23 protein-coding genes are annotated in these 24,213 nt (G+C 68.7%); 14 read left to right on the top strand and 9 right to left on the bottom strand.

The genetic code is table 11. From position 1 onward, the window contains the following. Window positions 1–7: 7 nt before the first annotated feature. The gene (locus Pph01_RS18305) at window positions 8–2,002 is read left to right on the top strand and encodes a glycosyl hydrolase family 28-related protein (protein WP_239116810.1); all 1,995 of its coding nucleotides are present in this window, start codon (window positions 8–10) and stop codon (window positions 2,000–2,002) included. A gap of 260 nt (window positions 2,003–2,262) precedes the next feature. Here Pph01_RS18305 and Pph01_RS18300 read toward each other — a convergent pair whose 3' ends face one another. The 3 genes from Pph01_RS18300 to Pph01_RS18290 form a co-directional block, all read right to left on the bottom strand. Continuing rightward, on the bottom strand, window positions 2,263–2,472 hold the full coding sequence (locus Pph01_RS18300; protein WP_204074314.1) for a DUF397 domain-containing protein: 210 nt from the start codon (window positions 2,470–2,472) through the stop codon (window positions 2,263–2,265). A gap of 132 nt (window positions 2,473–2,604) precedes the next feature. Continuing rightward, on the bottom strand, window positions 2,605–2,820 hold the full coding sequence (locus tag Pph01_RS18295; RefSeq protein ID WP_204074313.1) for a DUF397 domain-containing protein: 216 nt from the start codon (window positions 2,818–2,820) through the stop codon (window positions 2,605–2,607). Between the two features lie 44 nt (window positions 2,821–2,864). Next, on the bottom strand, window positions 2,865–3,737 hold the full coding sequence (locus Pph01_RS18290) for a helix-turn-helix domain-containing protein (RefSeq protein WP_204074312.1): 873 nt from the start codon (window positions 3,735–3,737) through the stop codon (window positions 2,865–2,867). Window positions 3,738–4,116: 379 nt separating this feature from the next. Between Pph01_RS18290 and Pph01_RS18285 the strand changes: the two genes are divergently transcribed. Together Pph01_RS18285 and Pph01_RS18280 are read left to right on the top strand one after the other, a co-directional pair. Then, window positions 4,117–4,437, top strand: a complete 321-nt coding sequence (locus Pph01_RS18285; RefSeq protein WP_204074311.1) for a hypothetical protein — start codon at window positions 4,117–4,119, stop codon at window positions 4,435–4,437. Then, window positions 4,434–5,027, top strand: coding sequence for a hypothetical protein (locus Pph01_RS18280; RefSeq protein ID WP_204074310.1), 594 nt, complete (start codon window positions 4,434–4,436; stop codon window positions 5,025–5,027). Before Pph01_RS18285 ends, Pph01_RS18280 begins: the two co-directional genes overlap by 4 nt. Window positions 5,028–5,084: 57 nt before the next feature. Here Pph01_RS18280 and mscL read toward each other — a convergent pair whose 3' ends face one another. The 4 genes from mscL to Pph01_RS18260 all read right to left on the bottom strand — a co-directional run bounded on the left by mscL (window position 5,085) and on the right by Pph01_RS18260 (window position 7,986). After that, window positions 5,085–5,528 carry a large conductance mechanosensitive channel protein MscL gene (mscL, locus tag Pph01_RS18275; protein ID WP_204074309.1) on the bottom strand — a complete coding sequence of 148 codons (444 nt, stop codon included), beginning with the start codon at window positions 5,526–5,528 and terminating at the stop codon, window positions 5,085–5,087. Between the two features lie 97 nt (window positions 5,529–5,625). After that, on the bottom strand, window positions 5,626–6,885 hold the full coding sequence (locus Pph01_RS18270; RefSeq protein WP_204074375.1) for an RNA polymerase sigma factor: 1,260 nt from the start codon (window positions 6,883–6,885) through the stop codon (window positions 5,626–5,628). Between the two features lie 2 nt (window positions 6,886–6,887). Further along, a complete protein-coding gene (locus Pph01_RS18265) occupies window positions 6,888–7,277 on the bottom strand; it encodes a YciI family protein (protein WP_204074374.1) in 390 nt (129 codons plus the stop codon). Window positions 7,278–7,458: 181 nt separating this feature from the next. Then, window positions 7,459–7,986, bottom strand: coding sequence for a hypothetical protein (locus tag Pph01_RS18260; protein WP_204074308.1), 528 nt, complete (start codon window positions 7,984–7,986; stop codon window positions 7,459–7,461). Between the two features lie 148 nt (window positions 7,987–8,134). On the opposite strand from Pph01_RS18260, the gene Pph01_RS18255 reads away from it, so the two are divergent. The 11 genes from Pph01_RS18255 (at window position 8,135) to Pph01_RS18205 (ending at window position 22,888) form a co-directional block, all read left to right on the top strand. Continuing rightward, complete coding sequence (locus Pph01_RS18255) at window positions 8,135–8,824, top strand: response regulator transcription factor (protein ID WP_204074307.1); 690 nt, start codon at window positions 8,135–8,137, stop codon at window positions 8,822–8,824. 10 nt (window positions 8,825–8,834) lie between these two features. Further along, window positions 8,835–10,151 carry a HAMP domain-containing protein gene (locus tag Pph01_RS18250; RefSeq protein ID WP_204074306.1) on the top strand — a complete coding sequence of 439 codons (1,317 nt, stop codon included), beginning with the start codon at window positions 8,835–8,837 and terminating at the stop codon, window positions 10,149–10,151. Between the two features lie 249 nt (window positions 10,152–10,400). Continuing rightward, on the top strand, window positions 10,401–12,545 hold the full coding sequence (glgX, locus tag Pph01_RS18245; RefSeq protein WP_204074305.1) for a glycogen debranching protein GlgX: 2,145 nt from the start codon (window positions 10,401–10,403) through the stop codon (window positions 12,543–12,545). A gap of 151 nt (window positions 12,546–12,696) precedes the next feature. Further along, complete coding sequence (treY, locus tag Pph01_RS18240) at window positions 12,697–14,877, top strand: malto-oligosyltrehalose synthase (RefSeq protein ID WP_239116807.1); 2,181 nt, start codon at window positions 12,697–12,699, stop codon at window positions 14,875–14,877. Window positions 14,878–14,946: 69 nt separating this feature from the next. Next, window positions 14,947–16,650, top strand: a complete 1,704-nt coding sequence (gene treZ, locus Pph01_RS18235) for a malto-oligosyltrehalose trehalohydrolase (RefSeq protein WP_204074303.1) — start codon at window positions 14,947–14,949, stop codon at window positions 16,648–16,650. 48 nt (window positions 16,651–16,698) lie between these two features. After that, entirely contained in the window at window positions 16,699–17,220 is a 522-nt protein-coding gene (locus Pph01_RS18230; RefSeq protein WP_204074302.1) for a GNAT family N-acetyltransferase, read from the top strand. A gap of 97 nt (window positions 17,221–17,317) precedes the next feature. Beyond that, window positions 17,318–18,379 (top strand): AAA family ATPase, encoded by a 1,062-nt coding sequence (locus tag Pph01_RS18225; RefSeq protein WP_204074301.1) that lies wholly within the window; start codon window positions 17,318–17,320, stop codon window positions 18,377–18,379. 1 nt (window position 18,380) lies between these two features. Next, window positions 18,381–20,195: a vWA domain-containing protein gene (locus Pph01_RS18220; protein WP_204074300.1), complete on the top strand. Its 1,815-nt coding sequence runs from the start codon at window positions 18,381–18,383 to the stop codon at window positions 20,193–20,195. Window positions 20,196–20,369: 174 nt separating this feature from the next. Next, on the top strand, window positions 20,370–21,251 hold the full coding sequence (locus Pph01_RS18215) for a hypothetical protein (protein WP_204074299.1): 882 nt from the start codon (window positions 20,370–20,372) through the stop codon (window positions 21,249–21,251). Window positions 21,252–21,319: 68 nt separating this feature from the next. Further along, window positions 21,320–22,261: a hypothetical protein gene (locus tag Pph01_RS18210; RefSeq protein WP_204074298.1), complete on the top strand. Its 942-nt coding sequence runs from the start codon at window positions 21,320–21,322 to the stop codon at window positions 22,259–22,261. 78 nt (window positions 22,262–22,339) lie between these two features. Then, entirely contained in the window at window positions 22,340–22,888 is a 549-nt protein-coding gene (locus Pph01_RS18205) for an MOSC domain-containing protein (protein WP_204074297.1), read from the top strand. 15 nt (window positions 22,889–22,903) lie between these two features. Here Pph01_RS18205 and Pph01_RS18200 read toward each other — a convergent pair whose 3' ends face one another. Both Pph01_RS18200 and Pph01_RS18195 read right to left on the bottom strand, forming a co-directional pair. Further along, entirely contained in the window at window positions 22,904–23,257 is a 354-nt protein-coding gene (locus tag Pph01_RS18200; protein WP_204074296.1) for a hypothetical protein, read from the bottom strand. 23 nt (window positions 23,258–23,280) lie between these two features. Next, window positions 23,281–23,958: a uracil-DNA glycosylase gene (locus tag Pph01_RS18195; RefSeq protein WP_204074295.1), complete on the bottom strand. Its 678-nt coding sequence runs from the start codon at window positions 23,956–23,958 to the stop codon at window positions 23,281–23,283. Between the last annotated feature and the right edge of the window lie 255 nt (window positions 23,959–24,213).

The following is a 24,213-nucleotide window of genomic DNA, read 5'->3' as shown; positions in this document are numbered from 1 at the left end:
CTTATCCGTGTCGCTCTTATCGGGGGCCCTCGCGGCCACCGGTCTCGTGGCGCTGTCGGCCCCCGCCTCCGCCTCCAGCGGGGCGTCGCCCGTCGTGACGCGCGCCGCCCTCGCCCCGTCGCTCGTCACGGGCCGGGGCGCGAGCGTCGACTTCGCCGAACAGGAGGCGGAGAACGCCGCGACGAACGGCTCGGTCATCGGGCCGGACCGCACCGCGTACACGCTGCCCGCGGAGGCGTCAGGCCGTAAGGCGGTCAAGCTGACGCCCGGTCAGTACGTCGAGTTCACGCTGCCGAGCGCGGCCAACGCGATCACCGTGCGGTACAGCATCCCCGACGCGCCGGGGGGCGGGGGCATCACCTCGCCGCTCGACGTCACGGTGAACGGCAAGAACCGCACCACCATGACGCTCACGTCGCAGTACGCGTGGCTGTACAACCAGTATCCGTTCACGAACGACCCGAACGCCGACCTGCTGCACCCCGACTGGTGGATCACTGAGTGCGCCTGCGTGCCCAACGCGACGACGCCGACGCCGACGATCACCAAGCCGTTCCGCCCGAACCACTTCTACGTCGAGCAGCGGCTGCTCCTCGGCAAGAAGTACCGCGCGGGCGACAAGGTGCGGCTGACGGTGCCCGCGGGAGCCAAGGCCGCGTGGACGGTCGTCGACCTGCTCGACTCGCAGCTCGTCGGCGCACCGAAGGTCAACCTCGTCGCGGCCAACGTGCTGGCGTTCGGGGCCGACCCGTTCGGCAAACGCGACTCCGCCGGGGCGTTCGACAAGGCCATCGCGTTCGCGAAGCGCACCCACCTGAAGGTCTACATCCCGCCGGGCACCTACCAGGTGAACCGCCACATCATCGTTGACGACGTGACGATCGAGGGCGCCGGCAGCTGGTACACGATCATCAAGGGCCGCGAGGTCGCGCTCAGCACACCGGCCCCCGACGGCTCGGTGCACACCGGGGTCGGCTTCTACGGCAAGGACGCGTCCGCCGGCGGCAGCAGGAACGTCCACCTGTCCGGCTTCGCGATCGAGGGCGACGTCCGCGAGCGCATCGACACCGACCAGGTGAACGGCATCGGCGGCGCGATGAGCGACTCGACCATCGACGGCCTCTACATCCGTCACACCAAGGTGGGCCTGTGGTTCGACGGGCCGATGAAGAACGTGAAGGTCACGAACAACGTCATCGTCGACCAGATCGCCGACGGCCTGAACTTCCACACCGGCGTCACGAAGTCACTCGTGAAGAACAACTTCGTCCGTAACACGGGTGACGACGCCCTCGCCATGTGGTCGGAGAAGGTCTCCAACACCGGCAACACCTTCGACCACAACACCGTGCAGACGCCGGTGCTGGCGAACGGCATCGCCATCTACGGCGGTACGGACAACACGGTGTCCAACAACCTGATCGCCGACCCGATCCGGGAGGGCAGCGCGATTCAGGCGGGCTCCCGCTTCGGCGCCGAGCCGTTCGCCGGGCACCTGTGGATCACCGACAACACCACGGTCCGCGCCGGCACGTACGAGCTGAACTGGAACATCGGCCTCGGGGCCATCTGGCTGTACGCGCTGGAGAAGAACATCGACGCGGACATCCAGGTCGTCGGGGACCACTTCCTCGACAACACCTACAACGCGATCATGCTGGTCAGCGACTTCCCGGTGAAGGACCTGTACTCGATCACGAACGTCCACTTCAAGGACATCAGGGTCGACGGCACGGGCACCTCGGTGGTCAGCGCCCGCGTGAAGGGGTCGGCGACCTTCGAGAACGTGGACGCCCGCAACGTCGGCGCGGTCGGCGTCAACAACTGCGGATCGTTCAACTTCACGCCCGCCGGCTCGGAGTTCTCGCTGACGGACCTCGGCGGCAACGACGGCGGCGGCACCACCGGCCCGTGGCTCGCCCCCTGGGAACTGCCGAACACCATCACCTGCGACGACCGCCCACCGGTCGTCGCGCCCCCGGCGCCGTCCCCCTGGTCGTAGGGACGCCGCACAACCTGGTCGGCGGCGAGGCGCTTCGAGCCTCGCGCCGGCCGGACACCTACTCCGGGAGGCGGGTTACCACCCGCCTCCCGGACGCCAGCACTTCAACCGGCCGTACGGCCAACGCAGTCAAAGGCGCATCCCACCGGGATGCGCCTTTGCGCCATTCGACCATGTGCAGCAGGGCCCGAAGGACATCGCTCCTCCGGACCCCTTCGGTGCGTTTGCTGGCGTGTCTGCGCCGCGTCGACGCTTGTTGATCAAAGAGGTGGCCGGTCGAACTGGCCGCTCTTGATCGCTGTTACAAAGCCATCCCATTCCTCATGATTGAAGATCAGGACAGGGCTGTCGTCGCCTGCCTTGCTGTCTCGAAGACCGACCCAGCCATCCCGGAACGCCACTTCAACGCAGTCGCCACCGGTGCACGACTGCTCCCAGAGAGCGTTGTGGAATGAAGGTTGGCTCACCATGCGCGCTCCCGGGGATCGGCTCACTCAAGAGTGAGAGACATCGCCGACAGCAGTTTAATCTATGCCGTTCTTTATCGGTATGTCCGCATTGTTGGGTAGGTGCGAGCATTCGCCCGCCTCGCGGCCAACAGCCTACTTCGGCATGTCGTAAACGCCCGCCTTTGCGGCTATTACGAAGTTCTGCCACTCGCGATGCGAGTAGCGAAGGCCTCCGCTGCCTGGATCTTTCGAGTCGCGAAGGAAGACTGCGTCGGTATCGACTGCTACTTCAACACAGTTTCCGGAGGTGCAGCGGGAAGCGATGTGCCACTTCAAGTCCGACTGTGAAACCTCGATCGATGGTTCCATCCTGTTTCCCTGTCCCTAGGCTACGATGCTCTCGAGACAGCCGATCATTCCTGTGGTCCAATTTCACTAAAGTCCGATATCGCCCTGGCAATGCGTTTGATGGACTCTTTCGGCGGCATCGCGACCGCGCGGATGCTGTCGACCGCCTCTTGAAAGATCTCTATTTCTGCTGGCTTCTCCAAATACTCCGCACGGTCAGGTGACTCGCGGTATACCACTTTCGATAATGTCGGATCCTTGATCTCGAACATCACGAAGGGGCTGTCCGCACACATGTAAGGGCCCTGGGTGAAAGGGATGACCTGGATCGTCACATGTGGCAATCGGGCTAAATCAAGCACACGTTCGAGTTGGGCAATCATCAGCGCCCTGTCGCCAACCAGTCGACGTAGAGCCGCCTCGTCGATGAAGGTCCAGTATCGAGGGGGCTCCTTTTGTGTGTGCAACTGTTGTCGCTTGATCCGTGCCTCCACACGGCGATCCAGGACGTCGGAACGTATGCCTGGCAGGAGGCCCTCAATCAATGTCCGGGCATACTCCTCGGTCTGGAACAGGGCCGGTAGGAACGTGATCTGGAGCTCTGTGATCGAGAACGCGGCCGCTTCCAGGTCCATGTACATGTACAGGTTGTCGTTGCCGAGGTCTCCCAGTTCATGCTTGACGCCTGGCTGACGTGACTCACGCGCCAGATTCATAAGATGAGTGACGGTCTCCTCGGGGACGTCGTATATGCGACAGAGATCGCGCACATCCCTCAAGCTCGCACCGCGCTGACCGGTCTCCAGTCGACTGATTTTCGCGGGGCTGCAAAGCAACTGTTGGGCAACCTGCTCGACGGTCAAGTTTGAAGCGTGTCGAAGCGCTCTCAAGCGACTCGCCAATTGACGGCGGCGAAGGGTCTGATTGCTTCCGGCCATCGGCGCCCACCCACTTCCTTGTGCCGTCGCCGACGGGCCTGAAGGAGGTCCTCGGGTTGCAGCCTAGCACTACGCAGGGCATGTACCGTCGGCAAACAACTAATGGCAATTGCCAAATGTAGGTTGCCGCTGGCAATGGGCGGGTAATGACGACATAAGCCTCAACGTGGCGGCGTCCGCGCCAGTTCCGGAGGGGAGGCGATGGTCCTTAGGGGTTCGAGACCCAGGCGCGGTTCTTCAGTTCAGATGCACCGCTGGGCCGATGCAGGCACATCGACCCAGCGCAGAAGACCACCCAAAGTCGCTGCTCAAGCAAAGGACGATCCCGGTGAATACTAACCACCTCGGCATCCGGAATACTTCCCGCTCCGAGTTACGGATGCGCATCATCACCCTCTTATGGTCCGTCAGCGAAGCCGTCTTCGCCGAAGTAGACGCGTTCGCGTGGGTACAGAACTGGGAGATCAAGCGCACCTGGCACAGCCGCACCTACCGTGACAAGCAGTTCAACGCTCTCATCACCTGTCGGGCCTGCGAGGCGACAGGAAAGGCCGGCGACCGGCCGTGCCGTACGTGCGGGGGATTCGGACGGGTGAATCTGCTCGAACCGCCGCCCAGGCCGGAAGGGGAGGACAGCGGCGCTGAAGGCGTCACCACCCAGCCGGCGCGTGACGAGCGTCCTCCAGGAGCGCTCACGTGAGACACGGACTCCAGCGTCACAACCGCCTGGTCGCGCGGTTCGTCGAGAGCGCGGTGGTCCCCGTCGCCCGTCCGGGTCCGTTCACGGTTCTCTGGAGGTGGCGGTACGAGGCCGCCCTGCTGGTCGGTGTGCCCGCGCTGGTGGCCGTGTCCTGGCGGGCGATCGGCATGGCGCCGACGATCGTCGGGGCGGCGGTGATCTGCCTGGTGGCCGCCGTGCTTCCGCAGGCGCGCCGGGAGGTCGAGGCCAGGTTCTGGTGCGTGGTGACACCGCATCGGGTGCGCGAGGCGTGCGCGGAGGCGCTGATCGTCACGCGCAAGGGCAAGCTGCCGATCATCGTCCACACGAAGCCCGAGCCGTTCGGAGAGCGGCTGTGGATCTGGTGCCGCGCGGGGACGAGCCCGGGAGATCTGGAGAGGGCACGCGAGCTCATCGCGGCCTCGTGCTGGTTCGCGAGGGACGTACGAGTGATGCGGCACCCGGACCGGGCCTCGCTCGTGATCCTCGATGTGGTCAGGCGAGCCGAGCACGGGGAACGTGAATGGACGTCCGCACCCACCATGTGGGCGAGGCGGACGATGCGCAAATAGCGCGCAAGGGGGTGCTCGGCTCGCCTGCTCGCGAGGACGCGGCGGTCGTACGGCGGATCAGGCGGAGTGCCTGCCGTGGGCGGGGGCGGGGGAGCCGGAGGGGGAGACGAGCACCGCGGTGCAGAACGCGCAGCGGCGCGCGGCGACGGGGATGTCGCTCAGGCACTCGGGGCACTGCTTCTCGGTGACGGCCTTGTCCCGGGTGAGGAGGCCGAGCAGGCGGGTCATGGGCAGCACGACCAGCCAGTAGATGACGGCGGCCACGATGAGGAACGACAGGGCGTGGTTGACGAAGTCGCCGTACTGGAACTGGGCGCCGTTGAGCTTGAAGGAGTAGTCCGCGAAGTCGGGCTCGCGCCCGCCCGTCACCGCGCCGATGAGCGGGGTGATGATGTCCGAGACCAGGGCGTCGACCAGGCCGCTGAACGCGGCTCCGATGACGACCGCGACGGCGAGCTCGACCAAATTGCCGCGCACGAGGAATTTCTTGAATCCGGTCATGGGGGTATGACCTATCCGGTTTGGTCAACACTGTGCAACCTGGACGGAAAGATCTCGGTTATGGCTCGATGTGACGGGCTGTCCGGAGCGACAGTCCTCACGGCTGACGCCGCAGGTCCGACGACAGGCGGGCGGCGCGAGTGGTGAGATAGTCCCGCTCCGGGGTGCTGGTCGTACGGCCGGCCGCCGCGCGGTAGTCGTCGACGGCGGCCTGACGGTCCCCGGCCATCTCCAGCAGGTGTGCGCGGGTCGCGTAGAAGCGGTGGTGCTCCGCGAGCCTCCCGTCGGCGTCGAGCGCCTTGAGCATGTCGAGCCCGGTCGCGGGACCGTGGACCATGGCGGCGGCGACGGCCCGGCTGAGCGTGACCATGGGGTTGTCCGACATGCGTTCCAGCAGGCCGTACAGGGCCAGGATCTGCGGCCAGTCGGTCTCCCCGGCCGTGGCCGCCTCGTCGTGGACCGCGGCTATCGCCGCTTGGAGCTGGTACGGCCCGACCGCGCCCCTGGACAGCGCGGCGGTGATGAGCGCGACCCCCTCCGCGACGGCGCCGGCGTCCCACAGGCTCCTGTCCTGGTCCGTCAGGGGGATCGGCGTGCCGATCGCGTCCGTCCTCGCGGGGCGCCGCGCGTCGGTGAGCAACATGAGAGCGAGCAGCCCGGCGACCTCGCAGTCGTCGGGAAGCAGGGCGTGGGCGGTTCTGGCCAGCCGGATCGCCTCGCGGGACAACTCGACGCGGTGCAGGTCGGGTCCGGCGCTGCTGGCGTAGCCCTCGTTGAAGATCAGGTAGAGCACGTGCAGCACCGAGGCGAGCCGCCGGGGGCGTTCCTGGTGATCGGGCATGCGGAACGGCACGCCGGACGCCTTGATCCGCTGCTTGGCCCGGCTGATCCGTTGCGCCATCGTCGCCTCGGGCACCATGAACGCCCGGGCGATCTCCGCCGTCGTGAGACCGCCGACGGAACGCAGCGTGAGAGCGATGGCCGAGGCCGGGCTGAGCGCCGGATGGCAGCACAGGAACAGCGTGGTCAGCGTGTCGTCCCGTTCCCGTTCGAGTGCGTCGTCCGCCGCCGGTGCCGTCCGCTCGCCCGCCGGCTCCTGGGCGGCCACGAGCTCTTCCCTGCGGCGCCGCGACTGCTCGTTGCGCACCTGCTCGATCATGCGGCGGTAGGCGACCTGGATGAGCCAGCCCCGTGGGTTGGCGGGCACGCCCTGCTCCGGCCACTGGGCGGCGGCGTCGATCAGGGACTCCTGGACGGCGTCCTCGGCCGCGTCGAAGTCGCCGAAGCGCCGGGTGAGCACGCCGACGACCTGCGGCACAAGTTCGCGCAGCAGGCCGTCGATGGCGGTCTCGTCCAGGGTCAGAGCTCTCCGGTCTCGACGGACATCACCTGGCGGACCTCGATCGGCATGTTCAACGGTCTGCCCCCGGGCCCAGGCGCCGCCGAGACGTACGCGGCGAGTTCGACGGCCCGCTCGGGGCTCTCCACGTCGATGATCCAGTAGCCGACCAGGAACTCCTTCGTCTCCGGGAACACGCCGTCGGTGATCACCGGCTTGCCGTCGGCGCCGGCGCGCACGATCTTGGCCTGTCCGGGATCGGCCAGCCCCTGCGCGTCCACGAACTCTCCGGCTTCGGTGAGCGTCTTGTTCGTGTCGTGCATGAACTGGATGTGGGCGCTGACGTCCTCCGCCGGCCAGGTGTCCATCGGCGGGAGGCCGGACAGCGGGCCGAACTGCATGAGCATCATGTACTTCACGTGCGGTCTCCTTTGGCCAAGGCGCCCTCGAGGGCGCTTCCACCGGTAGGTCGAAGCACGGCTCGACGTCCTCTACATCCTGACGGAACTTTTTCTGAGGGCACCGGGAAATCACGCTCAGGCGAGCGCGACTCCGACCCGGTCGAGGGCGTCCAGGCGCCGTTTTCCGAGGTCAGTTCTCGTACGTCTCGAGCCGGGGCGGCGTGCCGTTCCAGGTGCAGAACGCCGACGACTCGTGGGGCTCCTGGAGGAACGCGACGCGGATCCAGGTCGAGGTCTCCCACACCCCGAGCCGGTAGCCGTCGTTGGGCGTCGCGGTCACCATCCGGCAGTCGTGGGCGGTGACCGCGATGGTCGCCCGGCCGCCCTTGAGCGTGAACGTCCGCAAGGTCTCGTCCGCCTGACTCTTCGGGCTCGACCTGGGGCTGGGGTGAGCGGAGACGTGCGGTGAGGGCGAAGGCGGACGCCGTACGGCGGAAGAGGAGGGACGCGGCGTGGCGGGCCGCTCGGCCGGTGAGGAGCGCACGGCGGAGGGCATGGGGCGCGAGGTGCCGCCCACCTCCTCGGCCACGACCGGAGCGAGCGGCGGTTCGTCCATGACCGTGTTGCGAAGCACGTCGCGCACGCCGAGCCAGGAGATGCCGACGGCGAGCGCGGTCGCCCCGCACCAGGCGAGCAGGTAACCGAGGGCCCGTTTCATCGGGCGCTCACTCTAGCGGCACCTGTTCATTCCGAGAGGGGGATATTCGCCATCATCAGCGTCTGACAAGCGAAATAACTGGACAAAACAGATATCGGGCAGACGAAAACGGACGTGATTACCTCGGAGACGTGTACGTTTCTGGCCCATGGCGACCGTTCTGCTGGTGGAGGACGATGAGTTCGTCCGTTCCGCGATCATTCGCGACCTGACTGGTCGCAGCCATGCGGTCCGCAGCGCGGGCCGTGCGCTGGACGCCCTGCGGGAGATCGCCCACTCCGCGCCCGACGTGGTGATCCTCGATCTGGGGCTGCCCGACCTCGACGGGGCCGAGGCGCTCAAGATGCTCCGGGCCGTCTCGGACGTGCCGGTCATCGTGGCGACGGCCCGTGACGACGAGGCCGAGATCGTGCGGCTGCTCCGGGACGGGGCCGACGACTACCTGGTCAAGCCCTTCTCCGGCGACCACCTCAACGCCCGGCTCGAGGCGGTGCTGCGGCGGGCCAGGCCGGGCTCCTCGCCGGCCGTCATCCGCGTCGGAGGTCTCACCGTCGACTCCGACCGGCGGGAGGCGGGCCTGGACGGAGCTCCCCTCGACCTCACCCGGCGGGAGTTCGACCTGCTGGCCTACCTGTGCGCCCGGCCCGGCCGGGTGGTGTCGAGGAAGGAACTGCTCGCCGAGGTGTGGCGGCAGTCCTACGGAGACGACCAGACGATCGACGTCCACCTGTCCTGGCTGCGGCGCAAACTCGGCGAGAGCGCGTCACGGCCGCGTTACCTGCACACGGTCCGCGGAGTCGGGGTACGGCTCAGCCCGCCGCCCGCGGACCCGGAGTGAGGGGCCGGAGGTGAGGCGGAGCATCGCCCTCGTGGCGGTGGCCGTGACCGCGATGGTCGCGTTGGCGTTCCTCATCCCGCTCGCCATGGCGGTCAAGGAGATCGCGGAGACCCGAGCCATCGCCGAGGCCGAACGGCAGGCCGCCGCGATCGTCCCCGCACTTGTGGTCACCGACGACGCCGAGGCGCTGCAGAGGGCGCTGGCCAGCACGCCGGCCGGTGCGGAACGGCTCGCCGTGCACCTGTCCGGCGGCAGGACCGTCGGCTTCTCCCGGGTCGCGGCGGGAGAGGTCGCGGGGGCGGGCGAGCGGCCGAGGACGGTCCCGGTGCCCGGCGGATACGCGCTGCTCAAACCCGTCGCCCTCGCCGGCGGACGCCGGGTCGTCATCGAGGCCTACGCGCCGGACAAGGACGTGACGCGGGGCGTGGCGACGTCGTGGACCGCGCTGACCGGCGTCGCCGTCGCCCTGGTCGCGGGTTCTGTGGCGGTCGGCGACCGGCTCGCGGCCCGCGTGGTGCGGTCGGCCCGGCGGCTGGGCGACGCGGCGGCGTCCCTCGGCTCCGGTGACCTGTCCGTACGCGTCACGCCGGACGGGCCGCCGGAACTGGTCGCGCTCGGCAGGGCGTTCAACACGATGGCCGACCAGGTGGCCGGGCTCCTGTCGGCCGAGCGGGAGATGGCGGCAGACCTGTCCCACCGGCTGCGCACGCCCCTGACGGCGCTGCGGCTCAACGTCGGGGGCGACGGCCCGGAGGCGGAGCAGAGCAGGCTCGCCATCGACCGGCTGGAACGGGCCGTCGACGAGATCATCGAGGCCGCCCGCCGGCCGACCCGGCCGATTCAGAGCGGATGCGACGCGGCCGAAGTGCTGCGGGAGCGGCTCGCCTTCTGGTCGGCACTGGCCGAGGACCAGGAACGCAGCTGGGAACTGGTCGGGGCGGACGTGCCGAGCAGGGTGCCGGTGGCCGCGGCGGACCTCGGGGCGGCGGTCGACGCGATCCTCGGCAACGTCTTCCGGCACACGCCGCAGCGGGCGGGGTTCCGCGTCACCCTCCACCAGGGCAGCGGAATGGTCGGCATCCTGGTGGCGGACGCGGGGCCCGGGATCGCCGACCCGCAGGGCGCCTTGCGGCGCGGGCACAGCGGCGCCGGCTCGACCGGCCTGGGTCTCGACATCGTCCGCCGCCTCGCCGAGTCGACCGGGGGCAACGTCAGGATCGAGCCTTCGGCGCTCGGCGGAGTGTGCGTGAACCTGTGGCTCCGGACCGAGAGCAGGCCCGCCCAGTCGCGCCCCCGGCGCCTGCTGCGCCGTGGCCGGGCCCACTGATACGGGTACGGCCGAGTCATGGTGCATGATCACCAACTGTGGGGGACTTTGCGGCCAGGTGGCGTGTTTCACCCCTCCCCATACGCGACGTTAACGCGGAGGGACTGTCAGAGCCTTCTGTGGGCAGGCACGATGTCTTGTGAACGAGTGTCATGTCGGTGGTCGTGTGAGCGGCCGCCGCGGCTGGGCCGGTGAACCGCGCGGGGAGCCCTCTCCCCGTCCCGCCGGCCCAGCGGGCGAGGAGGTCGCGTGAGGGAGATCTGGCCGGGGGACCCCTATCCCCTCGGAGCCACGTACGACGGTGCGGGAACGAACTTCGCGCTCTTCACCGAGGTGGCGGAGAGCGTCGAGCTGTGCCTGTTCGACGACGAGGGCGGAGAGGAGAGGGTCCCGCTCAGCGAGGTCGAGGGGTTCGTCTACCACTGCTACCTGCCGGGAGTCGGTCCCGGTCAGCGGTACGGCTACCGCGTGGACGGGCCGTACAAGCCGTCGGAGGGGCTGCGCTGCAATCCGGCCAAGCTTCTGCTCGACCCGTACGCCAAGGCGGTCGAGGGCTCGGTCCGCTGGGACCAGGCCGTGTACGGCTACCGCTTCGGCGAGCCGGACAGCCGCGACGACAGCGACTCCGCGCCGTTCATGCCGCGCTCGATCGTGATCAATCCCTTCTTCGGCTGGGGCCACGACCGGCCGCCGGCCACGCCGTACCACGACACGGTGATCTACGAGGCCCACGTCCGGGGGCTGACCATCAACCACCCCAAGATCCCCGAGCCGATCCGGGGGACGTACGCCGCCCTGGGCCACCCTGAGATCATCGACCACCTCACCGGGCTCGGCGTCACCGCCATCGAGCTGATGCCGGTCCACCAGTTCGTGACGGACGACGTCCTGCAGAAGCGCGGCCTGTCCAACTACTGGGGCTACAACACGGTCGGCTTCTTCGCGCCACACAACGCCTACTCGAGTGCGGGCGAGCGCGGGGGGCAGGTGCTCGAGTTCAAGGCCATGGTGAAGGCCCTGCACGAGGCCGGCATCGAGGTGATCCTCGACGTCGTCTACAACCACACGGCTGAGGGCAACCATCTGGGCCCGACCCTGTCCATGCGGGGCATCGACAACGCCAACTACTACCGGCTGGTCGAGGACGACCACAGGTACTACATGGACACCACGGGCACGGGCAACAGCCTGCTGATGCGCAGCCCGCACGCCCTGCAGCTGATCATGGACTCGCTGCGCTACTGGGTCAGCGACATGCACGTGGACGGCTTCCGCTTCGACCTCGCGTCCTCACTGGCCCGGGAGCTGCACGACGTCGACCGGCTGAGCGCGTTCTTCGACCTCGTCCAGCAGGACCCGGTGTTGTCGCAGGTCAAGCTCATCGCCGAGCCGTGGGACGTGGGGCCGGGCGGCTATCAGGTGGGCAACTTCCCCGCCCGCTGGACGGAGTGGAACGGCCGGTACCGCGACACGATCCGCGACCTGTGGCGGGGCGAGCCCGCCGCGCTGCCCGAGTTCGCCTCGCGGCTGACCGGCTCGAGCGACCTCTACCAGGACGACAGCCGCCGGCCCGCCGCCTCGATCAACTTCGTCACCTGCCACGACGGCTTCACCCTGCAGGACCTCGTGTCGTACGACGTCAAGCACAACGAGGCCAACGGGGAGGACAACCGCGACGGCGCCGACGACAACCGCTCCTGGAACTGCGGGGTCGAGGGCCCGGCGACCGGCCCGGTGGCGCAGCTGCGCGAACGGCAGAAGCGCAACTTCCTGGCCACGCTGTTCCTGTCCCAGGGCGTGCCGATGTTGTCACACGGAGACGAGCTGGGACGCACCCAGAGTGGCAACAACAACGCCTACTGCCAGGACAACGAGATCAGCTGGGTCGACTGGTCGGCCGTGACCGATCCGGGGACGAGGCCGGGGGCCGGGGTCAGGAAGGGGGAGAGCCGGCAACTGCTGGAGTTCACCCGGAGGCTCGCCCGGCTCCGCCACAGCCACCCGGTGTTCCGCCGCCGACGTTTCTTCTACGGCAGGCCGGAGCGGGGATCCCACGACGAGCTCAGCGACATCGCGTGGCTCACCCCGTCGGGGACCGAGATGACCGACGCCGACTGGCACAACGGCTACGCCAAGGCACTGGCGGTCTTCCTCAACGGAGACGCGATCACCGAGCCCGACCGGCGCGGCAGGCCCATCACCGACGAGTCGTTCCTGCTGCTGTTCAACGCACACTCCGAGGTCATCAGGTTCACGATCCCCAAGGATTACGGGGAGATCTGGGCGACGGAGCTCGACACCGCCATGCCGAGCGCGATGGAGTCGCGCATGTGCCGCGCCGGCGAGGGCGTCCCCGTGGCGGGCAGGTCCGTACGGGTCCTGCGACGGGTCTGACTCGTGCCCGCTTCCGCGTGTGAGCGCGTGCCCGGAGCCGCGACCGGCCGGGGCCGTCCGGCCGACGTCGTGTATGGCGGGGTGTATGGCGGGGTGTCCCGGTGGCGGGCACTATGGGACATGCCCCGGGGACTCGTGGAAGGGCGGTGCCGTGACGTCGACCTATCGTGTGCAGCTCACACCTGATCTCGGCTTCCCGGAGGTGGCCCGGCTGACGGGGTATCTCCGGGATCTGGGAGTGGGCCGGCTCTACCTGTCGCCCGTCCTGCAGGCGGTCCCCGATTCCCAGCACGGCTACGACGTCGTGGACCACGGCCGGATCCGGGCCGAGTTCGGCGGAGCCGACGCCCTGCGCGACCTCGCAGCACAGGGCCTTCCGCTGATCGCCGACATCGTGCCCAACCACATGACCGTGCCACAGCCCGAGTCCGGAAACGCCCCGCTCTGGGCGGCCCTGCGGGACGGCCCGGACTCTCCGTTCGCACGGTGGTTCGACGTGCAGTGGCCCGTCGCCCTTCCGGTCCTCGGCGACGAACCCGACGGGCTCGTGGCCGACGGGTCCGTCCTGCGCTACCACGACCACGAGTTCCCGATCCGCCCGGGCACCGAGCACCTGCCGCTGCCCGAGTTGCTGGAGGCCCAGCACTACCGGCTCGTGAACTGGCGCGAGAGCCCCGGATACCGGCGGTTCTTCGACGTCTCCTCCCTGATCGGCCTGAGAGTGGAGGACCCCGAGGTCTTCGAGGCCAGCCACGCCCTGATGTTGTCGCTGGTCGGCGAGGGCGTCATCGAGGGCCTGCGGGTCGACCACCCCGACGGCCTTGCCGACCCGCGCGGCTATCTGGAGCGGCTCCGCCCGCGCGTGCCCGGCCCGCTGTGGGTGGAGAAGATCCTCATTGACGACGAGCGGCTGCCCGGCGACTGGCCGTGCGACGGCACCACGGGCTACGACGCTCTCAACATGATCACGCGGCTGTTCGTCGACCCGGCCGGCCGGGACTCGCTGGTCGAGACCTTCACCCGGCACACCGGTGTGTCCGCGTCCTACGAGTCGGTCCGGTACGAGGCGAAGAAGCACGTCATCGAATTGTTCTTCCGGGGCGAGGTCGACCGGCTGGTCGCGGCTTTCGGCGACCCGGGCCTGCGCGACGCCGCCGTCGAGTTGCTGGCCGCCATGCCCGTCTACCGGGCGTATGTGAACCCCGGCGAGCAGCCGTCCGCCGAGTCGGTCGCGATCGTCCAGTCGGCGGCGTCGCACGCGGCCGCCCACACCGACCCCGACGCCGTCGAGAAGACGGCCAACCTCGTCCTGTACGGCCCCGCCGAGGCGGTGACCAGGTTCCAGCAGACCTGCGGCCCGGTCATGGCCAAGGGCGTCGAGGACACCGCGCTCTACCGGTGGTATCCCCTCGCCGCCCTCAACGAGGTGGGCGGCGAGCCCGACAGGTTCGGGGTCTCCCCGGCCGAGTTCCACGCGTTCTGCGCGAGCCTGCCGCCGACGACCATGACCACCCTGTCGACCCACGACACCAAACGGTCGGAGGACGTCAGGGCCAGGCTGGCCGTGCTGTCGGAGATGCCGGAGGAGTGGGCCCGCGCCGTGGCCTCGTGGACCTCGTCCGTGGCGTTCGACCCCCGGCTCGACTACCTCGCCTGGCAGACGCTCATGGCGTCGTGGCCCATCACGACCGAGCGGTTCACCGGCTACCTGCTCAAGGCCGCCCGCGAGGCCAAGACCTCCATCTCGTGGCAGAACCGCGACCCGGCGTACGAGGCGGGGATCAGGGAGTTCGCGCAGCGGGCCGTCGACGTCTGCGGTGCCTCCGTGGCGTCCTTCACCGCGGTGGTCGACCGGTACGCCCGAATCAACTCGCTCGGGCAGAAGCTCGTGCAGCTGATGATGCCGGGCATCCCGGACGTCTACCAGGGCTCCGAGATCACCGACTTCTCGCTCGTCGACCCGGACAACCGGCGGCCGGTCGACTTCGAGAGACGGCGTGCGCTCCTCGAGCGCCCCGACGACAGCTGGGACGGCCAGAAGATGCTCGTCACCACCACCGCGCTGAACCTGAGGAGGCGGCTCGATCCTGCCCTGCCGTACGAGCCGATCGAGGCCGGGGAGCACGCGGTGGCCTTCGCCCGCGGAGACCGGGCGGTGACCGTGGCGACCCGGCTGCCCGCCAGGCTCGAACGGCGAGGCGGCTGGGGGGCCGACACGCTGATGTTGCCGCCGGGGAACTGGCGTGATCTGCTCACAGGGTGGCGGCACACCGGCCGGATCCCCCTGGGGCACCTGCTGTCCCGATACCCCGTCGCGATCCTGGAACGGTGAATCCCGGCCGGGGGCGGGGAGACTCTTGCTGGACGGCGGCCTCGCGGCCGCCCCGACACCTGGAGGGGCATGTACGAGGTCTGGGCGCCCCAAGCGGCACGCGTCGAGGTCGAGTCCGGGGGGACCAGGCACGAGATGTCGCCGGGAGGTGGCGGATGGTGGACCGCGGCCGGGGACGAGCACGGCACCGACTACGCCTTCTACGTCGACGGCGGCGGGCCCTACCCCGACCCGAGGACGCGGCGGCAGCCGTACGGCGTCGAGGGTCCGAGCCGAGTCTGCGACCACGCGAGGTTCACCTGGGGCGACCAGGACTGGCGCGGCCGTGACCTGCGCGGATCGGTCATCTACGAGCTGCACGTCGGCACCTTCACCCCTGAGGGCACCTTCCGCGGCGTGATCGGCAAGCTGGACCACCTCGTGTCTCTCGGCGTCGACTTCATCGAGCTCATGCCGGTGCCCCCCGTGCCCGGGCGGCGCAACTGGGGCTACGACGGCGTCGACCTGTACGCCGTCAACGAGGAGTACGGCGGGCCCGACGGGCTCAAGATGCTGGTCGACGCCTGCCACCGCGCGGGGCTCGGCGTGATCCTCGACGTGGTCTACAACCATCTGGGGCCTTCGGGGAACTACCTCGCCAAGTTCGGGCCATACTTCCACGACTTCAAGGGCTCCTACTGGGGCGACGCCGTCAACCTCGACGGCCCCGGCTCGGACGAGGTGCGGCGCTACTTCATCGAGAACGCGCTGCAGTGGCTGGGCGACTACCACATCGACGGGCTGCGCCTCGACGCCGTGCACGCGCTGCACGACTCGCGCGCGACGCACTTCCTGGAGGAGTTGACGGCCGAGGTGGAGGCGTTGTCGACCAGCCTGGGCCGGCCGCTGACGCTGATCGCCGAGTCGGACCTGAACGACCCCCGCCTGGTGGCGCCCCGCGAGTCCGGCGGCTTCGGCCTGGACGCGACCTGGAACGACGACGTCCACCACGCGCTGCACTCCGCCGTCACGGGGGAGACCCAGGCCTACTACGCGGACTTCGGCTCGTTGTCGGCGCTGGCGAAGGTGCTCACCCGCGGATACTTCCACGACGGCACGTACTCGAGCTTCCGCGGCCGCAGCCACGGGCGGTCGGCGGCAGGCGTGCCCGGCTACCGGTTCGTCTGCTGTGTGCAGAACCACGACCAGATCGGCAACCGCCCCCTCGGCGACCGGATGGAGCCCGAGCAGTTGTGGCTCGCCGCCGGGCTGCTGCTGTCCTCGCCGTTCACGCCGATGCTCTTCATGGGCGAGGAGTGGGGGGCGGGAACGCCCTTCTACTTCTTCACCGACCACTTCGAACCCTCGCTCGCCGAGAACGAGGGAGAGCGCCGCAGGATCGAGTTCGAGAAGTTCGGCTACGACTGGAAGGCCCCCGACCCGCAGGAGGAGTCCACCTTCCTGCGCTCGAAACTGGACTGGGACGAGCCGTCCGAGGACGGCGCCGTGTCGCTGCTAGGCTGGTACCGCGACCTGATCGCGCTGCGCAAGACCTACCCCGAGCTCGCCGACCCCCGGCTCGACCGGGTGAAGGTCCGCCACGACGAGGACCGGCACTTCCTGGTCATGGAACGCGGCTCGCTGCGCGTCCTGGCCAACTTCGGCGGCCTTCCCGTGCCCGTACGGCTCTCGCCCGGCGCCAAGCGGATCCTGCTCGCGTCCGACGAGGCCATCCGGTTGATGGAGGGCGACGTCTACCTCCCGGCGCAGTCGCTGGCCATCGTGCAGACGTGACCCGGTTATTCGATTGACTGGCCGGATCGGCACGAGCAGTCTGAACCGATGCTGATCAGAAGTGAGACGGCGGCCGACGCCGAGTCCGTCCGCGCGGTGCACACCGCGGCGTTCGCCCCGATGGCGGCCCCCGGCGGTCAGGTCGTCGAGGCGGACCTGGTGGACGCGTTGCGCGCCTGCGACGCGTGGCTGCCCGCGCTGTCGTTCGTCGCGACCGGACCGGACGGCGACGTCGTGGGGCACGTGGTGTGCTCGCGGGCCCACGTCGACGGGACGCCCGTCCTGGGTCTCGGGCCCCTGGGCGTGCTTCCACGCGTCCAACGTCAGGGTGTGGGTCACGCTCTCATGCATGCCGTGCTCGGAGCGGCCGACGCGCTCGGAGAGCCCATGGTGGTGCTCCTTGGCCATCCTGACTACTACCCGCGGTTCGGCTTCGGCCTCGCGGAGGAGTACGGGATCGTCCCGCCGGTCGCCGAGTGGGCCCCGCACTTCCAGGTCAGGCCGTTGACCGGGTACCACCCGTCGATCCGCGGCCGTTTCGTCTACGCACAACCCTTCAACGACCTGTAGATGTTCGAACGGGTAGGCCTTTCCGCTGGCCGCGCGGGGGTCGTTTCGCCATAAATCGAGTGGCGATGCACGCTTGCCGTCGGGCAATCTCGGTGCCGTGCAGGCACCTCTCACCGTCACCCCGGCGCAGCTTCCCAACGTGCTGCTGCATGTCGCAGTGGTCCGCCCAGTGTTCCTCTGGGGTGCTCCGGGAATCGGTAAGAGCTCGCTCGTTCAGTCGTTCGCCGAGTCGCTGGGCCTGCACTGCGTCACGCTCCTCGGCACCCAGCTCGCCCCAGAGGACCTCATCGGCGTGCCGCAGATCGTCGGCGACCGGAGCAGGTTCGCCCCGCCGGAGACCATCGCCAGGGACGAGCCGTACTGCCTGTTCCTCGACGAGCTGAACGCGTCCTCGCCCGAGGTGCAGAAAGCGTTCTACTCGCTCATCCTCGACCGGCGGATCGGAACGTACGAACTGCCGGTCGGCTCGGTCGTCATCGGCGCCGGCAATCGCGCGACTGACAACGCGCTCGCGAGACCCATGGCGTCCGCGCTCGTCAATCGCATGATCCACATCCATCTGCGGGCATCGGCCACTGACTGGCTGAAGTGGGCGGCGGATCACGGCATCCACCAGTGGGTCGTCGACTACCTGGTCCAGAGGCCCGACCATCTGTGGAGTCCGCCTCCCAAGACCGAGGAGCCCTTCTCAACCCCCCGTGGCTGGCACATGTTGTCGGACGCCATCTGGTCGTACGGCGAGAGTATCGACGATGAGACGTTGTCCATCCTGGCCTTCGGCACACTGACGGCGGCGCACGCGTCGGCGTTCCGCGCCTACGTCAAGACCGTGCGGCACGCGTACGACTTGGACGCAGTGCTCAAGGGCGACGCGAGCTGGCCGCGCGGCCCCGGCGATCGCGACCTGCTCTATTTCCTGTCTGAGACGTTTCGGGCGAGGCTCATCAAGGGGTTGCCGACTTCCAAGGACAACGCGTCGCCTGTGGGCAGGCAGCTGGCGTTCCGCGCCAAGGCGTTGCTCATCGAACTGGCCGAGATCTCCCTTGAGTGTGCCCAGCTGGTGATCGCCACGGACGACGACGGCGCTCCGGTCCTGCCTTCGTGGTTCCTGGTCGAGATAAGCCGGGACCTGCCCCGCCTGGCCACCGCCCGGATTTGATGTGGTCTCCAAGAAGCCCAAGGCCGATCCGTGGCGCGACGCCGTACTGAAGGGCTGGAACCAGGTGCGGGCCCACCCGCTGTTCCAGCCGCTTCGCAGTCAGCTCTCCGCCGCTCCTGACGGAGAGCTTTCCGGGGACGGCTGGGCATACATCACCCCCGACGGCTCCGTGCACCATCACCCGAAGCGACGGGCCGAGGTGGATCAGTGGGCGTGGGTGTTCGCCCACTGCCTGCTCCACGCCGCGTTCGGGCATCTCGATCCGCGTACGGCTGCCGCCGGGGACGTGGGGCGCGACGTCGGCACGGGGCGCATGGCGGGGCAGCGCGTCCCGGATCACGCGTATCGCGTGGCGTGTTGCCTGACCGTCGACCGGTTCCTCAGCACTGTCAAGGTCGGTCGGCCGCCCGAACCGCTACCACTGGACTTCCCGAGTGAGGACGAGGGAACACTGGCCGGCAGGTGGCGCCGAACGGCGATTCCAGCAGAGTTAGGAGTACCGAAATTTCCGGATTTCTTCGTGGGCTCGGAGGACGTCGCCAAACGCCTTGATTTCCCGAGATCGTTCGCGATCGGAGTATCGGCCTCGGCCACGCGGGCGATCGAGATGGTAGGCGGGGCCCGGAGTTCCGAAGGGATGCAGGCCAAGAAGCCCTGGGACGTCGCCCTTGGCTGGTTCGTCTCCTCGTATCCATTGTTGGGTGCCTTGGCGGCCGGGATGACCATCGTCGCGGACGCCGATCTCGCCCGCGGCTGGGACATCTCGGTCGCCGCGGTCAACGCACATGCAGCGGAGATCTACATCAACCCGCTGGTTTCCATGACGCACGCCGAATGGCGGTTCGTGCTGGCTCACGAGATGTTGCACGCCGCGCTCCGTCACGCCGACAGGGCCGATTGGCGGGAGCCATACCTCTGGAACGTGGCGTGTGACTACGTCATCAACGGCTGGCTGGTCGAGATGGGCGTCGGCGAGATGCCGGACGGTCTGCTCTACGACCCGGCGCTGCGCGGGTCGTCCGCTGAGGCGGTTTACGAGCGACTCGCCGGAGACCTGCGCCGGCTCCGGAAGATCGCGACTCTTCGCGGCCGCGGGCTCGGTGACGTCCTGGGGGAGCCGTTGCCCCGTCCGGGCGCTCCCGGTCGATACGTGGATCTCGACGAGTACTACCGGAACGCGTTGGCCATCGGACTCACCTATCACCGCGACGGGGGCCGTGGCGACATCCCGACCGGTCTTGAGGAGGAGATCCGCGCACTGGACCAGCCGCCGCTGCAATGGGACGCCCAACTCGCCAAATGGTTCGAGGCGCACGTCCCAGTGGTTGAGAGGCGCAGATCGTATGCGCGGGCCTCCCGGCGGCAGTCGGCCACACCCGACATCCCGCGTCCGGGCTGGGCCCGTCCCGATGAGCGGGTACGGCAGGCCACTTTCGGCGTGGTGCTCGACACCTCCGGGTCGATGAACGTGAAACTCCTGGGCAAGGCTCTCGGCGCCATCGCCTCCTACGCCATGGCCCGGGACGTCCCGCGCGCACGTGTCGTGTTCTGCGACGCCGCCGCCTACGACGCCGGATATCTCCCCGTCGAGGACATAGCCCAGAAGGTCCGCGTCCGGGGCCGCGGCGGCACGATTCTCCAGCCGGGTATCAGTCTGCTCGAAGGGGCCGACGACTTTCCCCGAGACGGGCCCATCCTGGTCATCACCGACGGTGAGTGTGACGTGGTCAGAATTCGGCGCGAGCACGCCTTCCTGATTCCTGCGGGGGCATCCCTCCCCTTCCGTCCCCGTGGGCCGGTCTTCCGTATGACATGACCGGCCCGGGCGACGACGATCCGTACAGCGATCTCTTCTGCCGCGACGGTGTCTCGTCGTCCGGCGAAGCATGTTCTGTGGACAACGCGCGTTATCCACAGAACCGGGTTCTGGCGGGAGGCCGCCCCGGCGGGTCGTCCATGGTGGGGCTTCCGAGATCCCCCAGGAGGACCCATGCAGATCACCTATTCCGTTCCCGCGGAGACGACGTCGGTGTTCGTCGTGGCCGTGGACCGTGCGCCGGTGGAGCTGTCGTCGATCGTCCCGTGGCGTATGGGAAAACCACATCGGAAGAGAGCGATGGAAGTGCTCGGCACGCCGCGCCTGGAACTGGAGGCGGTCAGGGCAGACCGCTCGCTCTGGCGGCGAACCGGCCTCAAGGACGACGACCTGAGACGGGTCTCCAGAGCCCGCCATCATGTCGTGGTCTCCAGCACCGCGCCGGTCGAGGCGCAGCCGGAGGCCGCCCAGGTCGCCCGCGCGGCGGCGCGCGGTGTCGCGGAGGCCTACCGTGGGGTCATCGTGGACAGGCTGACCGGCTCAGCCGTCTATCACTGCGCCTCATGCCCGGGCGAACGTCAGGACTTCCGCCTGGGCGACGACTGGCTGGGGTGGACCGTCGACATCGACGACGACCGCTCGTGCCCGCCGTGGGACCCGGACGGCACCGACGTCTGCACGTGCCTGCGGGTGACGACGCGGGGGCTCACGCGGTTCGGGCTCCCCGAGGTCATGCTGGACGGCGCGGCCTGCGCCCACCGCCTGTGCACGGTCAACGTGCTCCGCACCGTTGCCGAGCGGCTGCTCGCCGGCCATCTCGCCTGGCTCGGGGGCGAACCGGGCTCGCGGTGCCGCACGATCGGCGATCACCTGCGGATCGAGGGCACCGACTTCGCCGTCTTCTCCGGCTCTCCCGAGCTCGGGCGTGAGCCCTTCCACGTACGGCTGACGCGCGACGCGGCCGACCGGTCGTGCCTGCGGGTCGGTCCGCCGGCGGATTTCGAGGGGACCGTCAGCGAATGGCTGTGCCGTACGCCCGCGCTCCGCGTCGCGTGAATCCACATCTCACGGACACTCTTCCGAGCGGCGGCAACTTTCCTGCCCTGCCGTACGTCTCGTGGAATATGACCCTGTTCGATGCGATCGATGAAGAGATGCGCGAGACCCGGGATCGGGCGCGCCGTCGTGAGCGGCACGCCCGCCAACGCGTCACGCTGATCGGGCAGATCGACGAGGTCCGCGCGCTGCTGGCCGAGCTCGAACGCGAGTCGGCCAAGGAGGATCGCGACGTCGCCCGGCTGGAACACGGCGGCTTCGCCTCCTTCATCGCCGGCCTCACGGGCGGGAGGGAGGACCGGCTCACCCGGGAGCGGGCCGAGGCTGCGGCCGTGCGACAGCGGGTGGACGGCCAGCGGGTCAGGCTCGAATGGCTGACCGCCGACCTCAGGATCGCGGAGGAGGGCCTCGTCGAGCAGGGAAGCCCTCATCAGGAGCTCGATCTGCTGCTCGCCCGCAAGGAGCGGATGCTGGTCGAGTCGGGCGACCCGCGCGGACGGGAGCTCGCCGACGTGGCGGCGAGGCTCGCCGGTGTGCGTGCCGACTTACGAGAGCACGAGGAGGCGCATCAGGCGGGAGTCGCCGCTGGCCAGGCCGTGGGCGACCTCCTCCGGCATCTCTCGGGTGCTCGTGGAGCGGCCACGTGGGACGTGTTGGGCGGAGGCGGCCTCGCCGACATGATGAAGCGAGGGCACCTGCTCAAGGCGGACGAGGCGGCGTGGCACGCGCAACGCGCGCTCGACGTGTTCGCGAGGGAGCTCGCGGACGTCAGAGTGGAGGCCGCTCCACGGCTGCCGGAGGTGGACACCCGCTGGTTCGCGGACGCCTTCTTCGACAACATCGTCACCGACGCGCTCAAGTATCAGCGGATCGCCCAGACGGCGACGGCGGTGCAGCAGGTGGCCGAGTGGGTGCACGGCATGGTGAACCAGTTGGCCGCCCGCGCCGGCGAGCTCACTCGTCAGCGCGACGGGCTGGTCGGTAAGCGGGAGGAGTTGCTCGGTCCCTGACCAGGGTCGGCGGGTCCGCATGCTCGGCGCACTCGAGAGGCCGGGAGATGATGCTCGTCTGGTGATGAGGAGGAGCGGATGGCACAGAGCGCGTCAGTGGCGGCGGTAAGCCTCAGCGGGGCACATACCTTCAGCAAACCCAACCAGGACGTCATCCGGCTGCTGGCAGGCCTGGGGGTGGAAGGCGACGCCCACATGGGGGTCACGGTCAAGCACCGGTCCCGGGTGGCCCGGGACCCCGGTCAGCCGAATCTGCGGCAGGTGCATCTGATCCACGAGGAGCTGCACGACGAACTGCGTGCGGCGGGCTTCGCCGTACGGGCGGGGGACATGGGGGAGAACGTCACCACGCGCGGTCTGGACCTTCTCGGCCTTCCCGTGGGCGCGCGGCTTCATCTGGGTGACACGGCTGTGGTGGAGATCACCGGCCTGCGCAATCCCTGCCTGCAGCTCGACGGCTTCCAGAACGGACTGCTGAAAGCGGTTCTGGACCGGGACGAGGACGGAGGCCTGGTCAGGAAGGCCGGGATCATGGGGATCGTCGTCGATGGCGGTGAGGTGCGGCCCGGAGACCCGATCGTCGTCGAGCTCCCGGCCGGACCCCTTCACCGCCTCGAACCTGTGTGAGCCCTGGCGGGCGGGTCAGTGCTGGTGACCGTCGTGATCGTGGTCGTGGTCGTCCTCGTCGCCCTCGTCCTCGAGGACGCCGTCCGACGGCTCGACGCCGAGCATGGCCTCACGCGGCTCGATGTCGCTGAGATGCTCGACTAGACCCAGAACATGGTCCGGCTCGATCAGCCACTGCAGGGCCGCCGCGCCGGTGTCATCGGTGTTGACCAGCTCGATCTGCTCTTGACGCTCGTCCTGCTCCAGCTCCGTCTCGGGGTCGCGGATCTCCGCGAGAGCCGCCGCCTGAAGGGCGCCCACGTCCATGACCTCGACGACGAGGTCGACGGTGAGACGCAGATAGCGTCCCGTGTCCGTTGTATCGCTCATGGTGGTGATCCTATCGGCAGCCATCAGGGGAGCTTCCACTCGACTGGTGGGGCGCCCTGCTCGGCGAGCAACTGGTTCGCCCTGCTGAACGGCCGGGAGCCGAAGAAGCCGCTGCGCGCGGAGAGAGGGCTGGGGTGGGCCGACTCGATGCACGGCACCTGACCGAGCATCGGCCGGAGGTTACGCGCATCTCGGCCCCACAGGATGGCCACGAGCGGGCCTCCGCGGGCGACGAGCGCCTTGATGGCCTGCTCGGTGACCTCCTCCCAGCCCTTGCCCCGGTGGGAGGCGGGCTTGCCCGGCATCACCGTCAGGACCCTGTTGAGCAGGAACACGCCCTGCTCGGTCCACGGGGTGAGGTCGCCGTTGGTCGGCTGAGGGTAGCCGAGGTCGGCCATGTACTCCTTGTAGATGTTGACCAGGCTCGCGGGGATCGGCCGGACATCGGGCGCGACCGAGAAGCTCAGGCCCACCGGGTGGCCGGGCGTGGGATAGGGGTCCTGTCCCACGATCAGCACGCGGACCTCACCGAGAGGCTGCTGGAACGTGCGGAGGACGTTCGCCCCCGCGGGAAGGTACTGCCGACCTTCCGTGATCTCCTGCCGGAGGAAGTCGCCCATGGCGGAGATCCGCTCGGCGACGGGTTCGAGGGCCGTGGCCCATCCGGCTTCCACTACTTCGTGCAACGGACGCCCTGCCATGGTCGCGAACTCTATCGGCTTTCGCGAGTGGCCAAGGCCGCCGGAGACAAAAGATCGGATGCCCGCTTACCCCCGTGAAGCGGGCATCCGATGTCCGGGGTCATGCCGACCTTGTACGCCTCACCATCGCGACATGGGTGGAACTCGGCGAAATATCAGGAGTTGGCATGAGATCGAGGACAAACTTGTCAATGCGGTGACATCGGCGGCTCTAGCCGTACAGAATGGGGCCTAGCCCGGATGCGCGCTTTTCCC

It is taken from the genome of Planotetraspora phitsanulokensis (assembly GCF_016863295.1).
Taxonomy (GTDB): domain Bacteria; phylum Actinomycetota; class Actinomycetes; order Streptosporangiales; family Streptosporangiaceae; genus Planotetraspora; species Planotetraspora phitsanulokensis.
Note: the sequence above shows the minus strand (reverse complement) of the source record. Positions and strands in the feature narration are given on the sequence as shown.

Bases quoted from the DNA above. Each gene is read 5' to 3' on its own strand.
- Pph01_RS18295 (WP_204074313.1), bottom strand. From the start codon at position 2,820: ATGGAACCATCGATCGAGGTTTCACAGTCGGACTTGAAGTGGCACATC.
- Pph01_RS18255 (WP_204074307.1), top strand. From the start codon at position 8,135: ATGGCGACCGTTCTGCTGGTGGAGGACGATGAGTTCGTCCGTTCCGCG.
- Pph01_RS18210 (WP_204074298.1), top strand. From the start codon at position 21,320: ATGACCCTGTTCGATGCGATCGATGAAGAGATGCGCGAGACCCGGGAT.
- Pph01_RS18290 (WP_204074312.1), bottom strand. From the start codon at position 3,737: ATGGCCGGAAGCAATCAGACCCTTCGCCGCCGTCAATTGGCGAGTCGC.
- mscL (WP_204074309.1), bottom strand. From the start codon at position 5,528: ATGACCGGATTCAAGAAATTCCTCGTGCGCGGCAATTTGGTCGAGCTC.
- Pph01_RS18200 (WP_204074296.1), bottom strand. From the start codon at position 23,257: ATGAGCGATACAACGGACACGGGACGCTATCTGCGTCTCACCGTCGAC.
- Pph01_RS18205 (WP_204074297.1), top strand. From the start codon at position 22,340: ATGGCACAGAGCGCGTCAGTGGCGGCGGTAAGCCTCAGCGGGGCACAT.
- Pph01_RS18265 (WP_204074374.1), bottom strand. From the start codon at position 7,277: ATGATGCTCATGCAGTTCGGCCCGCTGTCCGGCCTCCCGCCGATGGAC.
- Pph01_RS18195 (WP_204074295.1), bottom strand. From the start codon at position 23,958: ATGGCAGGGCGTCCGTTGCACGAAGTAGTGGAAGCCGGATGGGCCACG.
- Pph01_RS18285 (WP_204074311.1), top strand. From the start codon at position 4,117: ATGCGCATCATCACCCTCTTATGGTCCGTCAGCGAAGCCGTCTTCGCC.
- Pph01_RS18260 (WP_204074308.1), bottom strand. From the start codon at position 7,986: ATGAAACGGGCCCTCGGTTACCTGCTCGCCTGGTGCGGGGCGACCGCG.
- Pph01_RS18215 (WP_204074299.1), top strand. From the start codon at position 20,370: ATGCAGATCACCTATTCCGTTCCCGCGGAGACGACGTCGGTGTTCGTC.
- treZ (WP_204074303.1), top strand. From the start codon at position 14,947: ATGTACGAGGTCTGGGCGCCCCAAGCGGCACGCGTCGAGGTCGAGTCC.
- Pph01_RS18300 (WP_204074314.1), bottom strand. From the start codon at position 2,472: ATGGTGAGCCAACCTTCATTCCACAACGCTCTCTGGGAGCAGTCGTGC.
- Pph01_RS18230 (WP_204074302.1), top strand. From the start codon at position 16,699: ATGCTGATCAGAAGTGAGACGGCGGCCGACGCCGAGTCCGTCCGCGCG.